This is a genomic window from Oleiphilus sp. HI0086 (assembly GCF_001635225.1).
In genome coordinates, this window is sequence record NZ_LWFZ01001027.1 from 1 (window position 1) to 1,233 (window position 1,233).

Annotated in this window: 2 protein-coding genes; both read right to left on the reverse strand. The window is 45.0% G+C overall.

Annotation, left to right across the window (positions count from 1 at the left end):
• Nucleotides 1-617, reverse strand: a 617-nt coding sequence (locus A3756_RS18340) for a tetratricopeptide repeat protein (RefSeq protein WP_156490585.1), incomplete at its 3' end; no start/stop codon positions are given.
• Nucleotides 614-1,233: hypothetical protein (locus A3756_RS27955; protein WP_197481377.1), on the reverse strand; the 620-nt coding region annotated here is incomplete at its 5' end. The genes A3756_RS27955 and A3756_RS18340, both read right to left, overlap by 4 nt.

Consider the following 1,233-nt stretch of genomic DNA (forward strand, 5'->3'; position numbering starts at 1 on the left):
TGCATGTAGTGGGCGTTAGCCAAAAAGGGGCTTTCCTCTTTAGGCGCTTCAGTCAGAATCACGGCAGAAAATGCCTGCTCGGCCAGCCTATACAGTTCGTCAGTGAACAGGATCTCTCCGCGTCTAAATTGTACTTCGGCATAATAGTTTGAGCCCGGGTATTGCTCGGCAATTCGTGTCAGTATCTTCAGGTGTTGATCACGCAAACCTTTCAACTCATAGGTCTTTGCCAATTGATATAAGACGTGATCGTTATCTTCTCTGTCTGGATACTTTTCAAGCAGACCTAAATAAGCAGTGATAGCGATATCCAGCTCATCAACAGCCTGCTCTGCCATTAATAATTCACCTTTCTGAAGCTTAAGATCGGCTAAGCGATGCAGAACCTTCATTTGCGTTTCAGGGTCTTTCAGCATAGGTAGCAGACGAGTGTAATTCTCGATAACTTCTGAAATTTCAAGACTTAAAGATGCCTCTCTATCAATCATCAAGACAGCAGGCTGAAGTGAAGCAATACTTTCAGGCCCATATAAGGGATAGGTTCTGGAGTCAAATAGCTGGCAGCCTGACAAAGCAAATAACAAGGTAAGCAAGCATGCTGTTCTAAGTAAACTCACAAGCTAGCCTCCTCTGTCGTCATGCTGGTTTTCTCTGCAGAATCCGAATGATAAACCTGGTCTGAAATTCGGGCTAATGACTCTCGCGAAGCCTTCAAATAAACACCCGCTTCAGCGATTTGCTTTTCGTAATCCTGTTTGGCCAAAGCAACAAGTTTATTTCTTGCTTGCGCAAGACTCTGGTCTAACTCCGTTCTAATTAGCGCTAGCTGCTCTCTTCCTTCAGAAACTCTCTTTGCTAGCGCTTCATTGCCACCATCAGACTCCAGTTTTGAACGTAACTTAGCTTGATATTCATTAAATTCTGCCATTTCACGATCGAGTGCACGAAGTTGTTTGACCGCCTGCCAACGATTGTCACTAAAGGACTCACTCAACCACCAATCGTAATAGGCTTTAACTCGATTCAAGCGCCGTTCGTAACGGCTACGCTTGCGATGATCATGTGGAATAAGTGCTAACGATGACTCGGCTTGCTCAATTTTCTTGGCATATTTAATCTGCTCCTCATTCATAAAGAATCGCAAGTCTTCAGTCTCGCTGGCATGATTAATCGCCGCAGCAAACCTGTCCTGCTCATCTTCCCAGTGTGCAGCGTCCTGGTTCTCCATCGCTT